Annotated in this window: 8 protein-coding genes; 4 read left to right on the forward strand and 4 right to left on the reverse strand. The window is 40.7% G+C overall.

Annotated features, from left to right (window positions below):
* A partial coding sequence (locus C1642_RS19815) for an FMN-binding negative transcriptional regulator (RefSeq protein WP_228153966.1) occupies positions 1 to 263 on the reverse strand: 263 nt, incomplete at its 3' end.
* Positions 264 to 378: 115 nt separating this feature from the next.
* Here C1642_RS19815 and C1642_RS17075 point away from each other — a divergent pair.
* On the forward strand, positions 379 to 1,869 hold the full coding sequence (locus tag C1642_RS17075; RefSeq protein WP_103236634.1) for a PLP-dependent aminotransferase family protein: 1,491 nt from the start codon (positions 379 to 381) through the stop codon (positions 1,867 to 1,869).
* A gap of 7 nt (positions 1,870 to 1,876) precedes the next feature.
* Here the strand turns inward: C1642_RS17075 and C1642_RS17080 are convergent, their stop codons facing one another.
* Positions 1,877 to 2,566 carry an LrgB family protein gene (locus C1642_RS17080; RefSeq protein WP_001028713.1) on the reverse strand — a complete coding sequence of 230 codons (690 nt, stop codon included), beginning with the start codon at positions 2,564 to 2,566 and terminating at the stop codon, positions 1,877 to 1,879.
* 13 nt (positions 2,567 to 2,579) lie between these two features.
* Positions 2,580 to 3,011, reverse strand: a complete 432-nt coding sequence (locus C1642_RS17085; protein WP_031960372.1) for a CidA/LrgA family protein — start codon at positions 3,009 to 3,011, stop codon at positions 2,580 to 2,582.
* Positions 3,012 to 3,121: 110 nt separating this feature from the next.
* Here C1642_RS17085 and C1642_RS17090 point away from each other — a divergent pair, with 110 nt between their 5' ends.
* The 3 genes from C1642_RS17090 (at position 3,122) to yghU (ending at position 5,667) form a co-directional block, all read left to right on the forward strand.
* Positions 3,122 to 4,027 (forward strand): LysR family transcriptional regulator, encoded by a 906-nt coding sequence (locus C1642_RS17090; protein ID WP_103236636.1) that lies wholly within the window; start codon positions 3,122 to 3,124, stop codon positions 4,025 to 4,027.
* Between the two features lie 119 nt (positions 4,028 to 4,146).
* A complete protein-coding gene (yfcF, locus tag C1642_RS17095) occupies positions 4,147 to 4,773 on the forward strand; it encodes a glutathione transferase (RefSeq protein WP_103236637.1) in 627 nt (208 codons plus the stop codon).
* Positions 4,774 to 4,806: 33 nt separating this feature from the next.
* Positions 4,807 to 5,667 carry a glutathione-dependent disulfide-bond oxidoreductase gene (yghU, locus tag C1642_RS17100; RefSeq protein WP_001285217.1) on the forward strand — a complete coding sequence of 287 codons (861 nt, stop codon included), beginning with the start codon at positions 4,807 to 4,809 and terminating at the stop codon, positions 5,665 to 5,667.
* A 37-nt stretch (positions 5,668 to 5,704) separates the two neighbouring features.
* Here the strand turns inward: yghU and C1642_RS17105 are convergent.
* A partial coding sequence (locus C1642_RS17105; protein ID WP_103236638.1) for a LysR family transcriptional regulator occupies positions 5,705 to 6,605 on the reverse strand: 901 nt, incomplete at its 5' end.

The following is a 6,605-nucleotide window of genomic DNA, read 5'->3' on the forward strand; positions in this document are numbered from 1 at the left end:
TTTGGTGAAATATACGCATCGCCCGCTTGAAAAACGACCAACACCTCATCTCCATTTTTAATGTCCTGCCAAACAGAATTATTTCGTGACACATGGGCATGTAGCATGCCAAATTTCCCTTCATTTGTTTGCAACTCGAATGGAAGATGATTTGCATCTAAGCCATTACTTCCATGCGTAAAAAGCACCCCAAATGGATGTTCTGTAATAAGAGAATGCAATACATCCAAACGGTTTTCTGCAAAATCATCAGGGATATACATGGCTAAAAACCTCGCTGTAAATATCAGGGTTATTTATATTTTGTGTTGTAAATTTTCTGGTTTATGTGGTTTATTAAAAAGAACCACTTTGTATTTTTTTAAGTAGACCAGAATTATGGCAAGAATGGCAAAAGTTGTGGAACTTCCGTCTATTGCAAAGATTGATAAAAGCCAAGGAAAGATAAGTGCTCAACTGACTCAAGCTTTACGCGAAGCTGTACAAAGTGGTGATTTACAGCCCGGCGATCCATTGCCTTCTTCACGCGAATTGGCTTTAACCCTAGGTGTCGCTCGCGGAACCATTATTGAAGCTTACGATCAGCTTTTAGCTGAAGGTGTGTTTAACTCTCAACCACGAACTGGTACTTATGTGTCTCATGCTTTAGCTAAAAAAACTACACCGCAACATTCTCAAAAAGAGACCACACCTAACTCAATCCCTTTGACGAAGTCGGCACTTTCATATGCCAAAGTGCTTGATGAATTTAAGCCACTTCCTCATGTTCCTTTTGCGGTATCTGTCCCCGTCGGTCGTACTCAACCGAGCGACATCTGGCGTAAATTTGGTAATAAATTTAGAGCTCGGGGTGCAGGTGCTCCATCAGGTTATGGTGAACCTCAAGGGGTGTTATCACTAAGAATTGCTATAGCAGACTATGTACGACGGTCACGTTCTGTCCACTGCGAACCTGAACAAATTGTGATTACACCTGGCATTCAACAGTCACTTTATATTTGCAGCCAAATTTTATTTGAGGCGAAAGATGAAGTTTGGGTTGAAGATCCTGCTTATCGCGGTACAACAGCCATTTTTGAGCATACTGTGCAAAACATTCGAATGGTGCGTGTTCCTGTTGATGAAGAAGGCATTCAGGTTGAAACCGGAATTAAACTTTCTAAACATGCGCGTGCTGCTTTTGTAACACCCTCTCACCAATATCCATTGGGTATGCCGATGAGTCTAGCAAGACGCACGGCATTATTAGCTTGGGCAAAACAGCAAAATGCATGGATCATTGAAGATGATTATGACAGTGAACTTCGTTACAACGGTCAGCCCTTCCCATCTTTACAAGGCATGGCACCTGACCAAGTCATTTATCTTGGGACTTTCAGCAAAGTCTTATTTCCATCGCTTAGGCTTGGCTATGCAGTGTTGCCTAAAGAACTGGTAGCTCCTTTTTGTGGGCTTAGAGTATTAATTGATAGACACCCGCCTGCTGCCGACCAACACGTTTTGGCTGCTTTTATTCAAGAGGGTTATTTAGAACGGCATATTCGACGTACTCGAAATGTCTATGCAGAAGTTCGAGAATACATTATTGGCTTGATTGAAAAATACATACCTCAAGAACTGGCTTGGTTACAGCCGGGTGATCAAGGCATGCATATGGTGTTATGGCTTGCTCAACATATTAATGATATTGACGTTGCAAGCTCGGCAGTCGATGCAGGTATTGCCATCAAAGCAATTTCACCGACATTTTCAAAAGAACAGCAACGTTCGGGTCTGATTGTCGGTTTAGGGGATTTTGAACCCGAACTGATGCAACAAGCTATCAAAAAATTATCAAAGATTATTCAACAGCAAGCCAAGTCAATGTAGGTAAACCTTACAACAGCAACCATAGATGAATCGCAAATGGCCCAATGAGTACCATTAAAATACCTGCAATGACCATGGTTAAACTGGCAATTACACCTTCTTCACTATTGCGCTGCTGTGCTCTAACTGTACCAAAACCATGCGCTGCGTTACCAAAGGCGGCACCATTTGCTACATTAGAACGGATTTTAGTAATCGCTAAAATTGCATCGCCGCAAATCATACCGACCAAACCGGTAATAACGGTAAATAGTGAAACCAATGCTGCCGAACCATGAATATCTTCAGCTAAAATCATGGCAAAAGGTGTTGAAATAGAACGTGCCATCAAACTGTTAGTGACTTCAGGGCTAAAGTGGAACCACTGCGCCATTTTATAGGCAGTCATCACGCCTACACTCATGCCGACAATAATCGCAATCGTAAGAACTCCGAGGTTTTTACGAATCGTTTCCCGATAACGATAAATCGGTATAGCGAAAGCTACCGTTGCAGGACCTAATAAATTAACAATCCACTGGGTATCTTCTGAATAAGTTTGGTATGAAATTCCAAAAATCGTCATCAAAATGATGGTAAGTACAGGCACGCTAATTGCGGGTGATAACCAAAGTTTTGGATGTTTTTGATAGATTCGCTTTGCCACAACATAAGCGACCAAAGTCCAGATGAGACAAAGAATTGACCAGATATTCATGTCATTATGCTCTTTAGATATGCTTATGTTGAAGACGTTTTCTAGCCTGTAAGTAAGCCTTCAAACGATTGTAATAATGAATAGTCAGTGAAGTGCTTAACATGACTAAAATGGTTCCAACCGCAATGCTTAAGACGATTTGCCATCCTTCGGTCATAAACAGGGTTTTATACTGGACAACGGCAACGACTACAGGCACAAAAAACAGTAATAGCTCACCTAAAACCACGGTTGCTCCCATTGCCACCTGATCCATTTCGATAATTTTAAAGAACAGGCATAAAAGCAATAAAAACATACCTAAAATACCTGCCGAGACAGGCACACCGAGTTTTTGGTGTAAGAGATATCCGATCCACCAAAAACCAGCCAAAATCAAAATTTGTTTAACTAACATGAACAATGATGGTTGTGTGGGTGTTCCAGAAGCAGATTCAGTACTCATTTTTCGAAATTAAATGGTTAACTACACTATTATGCTAGCTTGGTTAAACCTGCTAAATATGAATTATTCATGTTAATATTATTCCAAAATGGAATAATCTATTCTTTATTATGCTTTCTCTAAAATCATTACAGTGCTTTGTTACTCTGGTTAAAACTAAAAGTTTTACCCGTACTGCTGAAGAGTTATATCTGACTCAGCCCACCGTTAGTAAAATATTACAACAACTCGAAGAGCAACTTCAGGTACAGCTTTTGGTCAAACCCGATCATGGACGGAAAAGACAAATTGAATTAACCGAAATCGGAGAGCGTATTTATCAACATGCGGTCGAGCTTCTTCAGGCAGAACAAAACATCTTTCTTGAGATAGAAAACTATCAACAATTAAAAACAGGTACTTTAAAACTTGGCGTTCCACCTTTAGGTTCGCAGCTCCTAACGACTGCCCTATTTGACTTTCATCGTCAATGGCCAGATATTGAATTGGCTTTTATGGAAGTAGGTTCACGCGGTATTGAACAGGCTTTACTCAATAATGAGCTAGACGTTGGTGTTTTATTGCAGCCTTTTGATGAACAAACTTTTAATAGCATCGAGTTATGTAACTACCCTTTAATGGTACTTTTACGTCGTGATGCAACTTGGGCAACCCGCAAAAAAATAAATCTAGAAGAACTACAACACCAATCATTTTTAATGTTCCCAGAGAATTTTTCTTTAAACAGTATTATTCTCGATGCATGTAAGCAGCATGGTTTTTATCCAACTATTGCTTGCCGTACCAGCCAATGGCATCTCTTGGCAGACATGGTATTACAACGTATGGGAATTGCGCTTCTCCCTCAATATTATACCGACATGCTTGACCCGACTTTATTTGCAGCAGTACCACTCGAAAAACCAAATATTCAGTGGCACTTAGTCATGGCTTGGAAAAAGAATCTTCCTGCCTCACCAGCGGTACAAGCTTGGCTTAGCATTGTTCGTCAACATTTTCAGCACATTAAACCCTAACGTTGACCACTGAAATAGCTTAGTTCAAAAACCGATAAAGCTTTTCCACAAAAAAGCTACCCAATCTTGGCTTAGCTCACTTAGACTAGACCCATCTGTTTATCACACGGACAATAACAATGAATAACGAGCATTTTAAGCTGTATACAGATTCACAATTTCTAAGTCCCTATGCATTTACAGTTTTTGTAGGACTACACGAAAAACAAATTCCATTTGAAATAGCAACCATCGACTTAGGTCAGCAAGGCCAGTTTGAAACATCTTATGTAGAAAAGTCATTAACTGCCAAAGTGCCTGTACTTGAGCATAATGATTTTGCCTTATCAGAATCCTCCGCCATTTTGGAATATCTTGAAGAGCTTTATCCAGACACAGCTATTTATCCAAAAGATATTCAAGCTCGCGCAAGAGCAAGACAAATACAGGCATGGCTCAGATCAGACTTGGTGGCACTAAGAACTGAGCGTCCAACCGATGTTATTTTTATTCAGCCCAAGTCCACTCCACTTTCAGAAGAAGGCAAAAAAGCTGCGGAGAAACTTTTCTTTGTTGCAGAAGAACTTCTTGCGTCTGATGCCGAATTTCTTTTTGGTTCATGGAGTATTGTGGATGCTGAACTTGCCCTGATGTTGCAACGCCTTATTCAAAATGGTGATGCTGTACCACAGCGTTTAAAAACCTATGCATTACAGCAATGGCAACGTCCGAGCGTACAAAAATGGCTTGCCTTGCGACATAACTAAACCCTTATATTTACACCAAACATGAGATAAAAAATGAGTGATTCAAACTATATTCCTCCACAAGTTTGGCAATGGACTGGAGAAAAAACCGATTTAAACCAACCTACCTCAGGTGCGCGTTACGAGCATACACTTCCAGTAGGAAAACATCCGCTCCAACTCTACTCTTTAGCAACGCCTAATGGTCAAAAAGTTACTATTTTGCTTGAAGAGCTTTTAGCGTTAGGACATAAAGATGCTGAATATGATGCTTGGCTGATTAAAATCGGAGAAGGACAGCAATTTGGCAGTGGCTTTGTAGAAATTAATCCCAACTCTAAAATTCCAGCATTGGTTGACCATAGCCAAAACCCGCCATTAAGAGTATTTGAATCTGGCTCAATTTTGCTTTACTTGGCTGAAAAGTTTAAAGCGTTTATTCCGACTGATATTGCTGCACGTACTGAATGCCTCAATTGGTTATTCTGGCAAATGGGCAGTGCACCTTACTTAGGTGGTGGTTTTGGACATTTTTATGCTTATGCCCCTGTTAAAATTGAATATGCGATTAACCGCTTTGCAATGGAAACAAAACGCTTACTTGATGTATTAGATCAGCATCTGGCAAAAAACGAATATTTGGCTGGTTCTGAATATAGCATTGCTGATATTGCAGCGTTCCCTTGGTATGGCGGTCTTGTTAAAAACTGGGTGTATAACGGCGCGGAGTTTTTAGGTGTCGATCAATATAAAAATGTTCAACGTTGGGCAGATGCGATTTTAGCGCGCCCTGCGGTACAACGTGGCCGTATGGTAAATCGTACCTTTGGTGATTTAGCTACCCAGTTGCATGAACGCCATGATGCGAGTGATTTTGAGACCAAGACTCAAGATAAATTACAGAATCAGTCTTAAAAATATCATTCAGTTTTTGACTTACCCGCAAGATATTTCATTTTTGCGGGTATTCAAAGTTGGCAAAATAACTCGTATATAACTCACTCAGCCAAGCGACAAAAACTCGTACGCGTGGCGAGAGCTGCCGATGCTGCGGATATAATGCAGAAACTGACATCTTCGGGATTTCCCACTCAGATAAAACCTGAACCAGACGCCCATTTTTTAATTCATTTGCCACATGGTAGTGCGGTACTTGAATTAAGCCAGCCCCTTGTAAGGCAGATAATACATAGTTTTCAGCATCATTTACCGCGATCCAGCTTTTCAAAAAATAATCTTGTTTTTTGCCATTCACCATCAATTCAAATGGATAATTCCGCCCGCCTGATGTCGAAAAGAAATTGACACAATAATGTGATAACAAATCTTCTGGTTGCTCTGGCGTTCCATGTTTATTTAAATAGTCAGGACTTGCACAAATGACTTGTGGCATATCGACCAAATGTCTGGCAATTAAAGTGGAATCATCTAAACGCCCCGCCCTCACCACGCAGTCTATGCCTTCCCTGATCAGATCAACCAAACGGTCACCCGTACTGATTACCAGTTCAATGTCGGGGTATAACTCGTGAAATTGATCTATATTGGGTAAAACAATTTTAGTCGCATGTGCACCGGATAAATCGACACGTAATAAACCACGGGGCTGAGCAATTACATTGCGTAAAGATGATTCGGCATCATCAAGTTCCGATAATATTTGTGTGCAGCGTTCATAAAATGCCTGTCCATCTAGTGATGGTCTTACATGCCGAGTCGTCCGTTCTAGCAAACGGCACTGTAAGTTATTCTCTAACTCCTTAATGGCATTACTTGCTGTAGCACGTGGGATATTTAGCTGATCGGCTGCCTGACTAAAACTACCCAGCTCTACGATGCGGGTAAAAAGTTGC

Source organism: Acinetobacter sp. AKBS16, assembly GCF_002899995.1.
Taxonomy (GTDB): Bacteria; Pseudomonadota; Gammaproteobacteria; order Pseudomonadales; family Moraxellaceae; genus Acinetobacter; species Acinetobacter baumannii.

Coding starts and splice junctions, on each gene's coding strand:
- C1642_RS17085 (WP_031960372.1), bottom strand. CDS start 3,011: ATGAGTACTGAATCTGCTTCTGGAACACCCACACAACCATCATTGTTC.
- C1642_RS17090 (WP_103236636.1), top strand. CDS start 3,122: ATGCTTTCTCTAAAATCATTACAGTGCTTTGTTACTCTGGTTAAAACT.
- C1642_RS17075 (WP_103236634.1), top strand. CDS start 379: ATGGCAAGAATGGCAAAAGTTGTGGAACTTCCGTCTATTGCAAAGATT.
- C1642_RS17080 (WP_001028713.1), bottom strand. CDS start 2,566: ATGAATATCTGGTCAATTCTTTGTCTCATCTGGACTTTGGTCGCTTAT.
- yfcF (WP_103236637.1), top strand. CDS start 4,147: ATGAATAACGAGCATTTTAAGCTGTATACAGATTCACAATTTCTAAGT.
- yghU (WP_001285217.1), top strand. CDS start 4,807: ATGAGTGATTCAAACTATATTCCTCCACAAGTTTGGCAATGGACTGGA.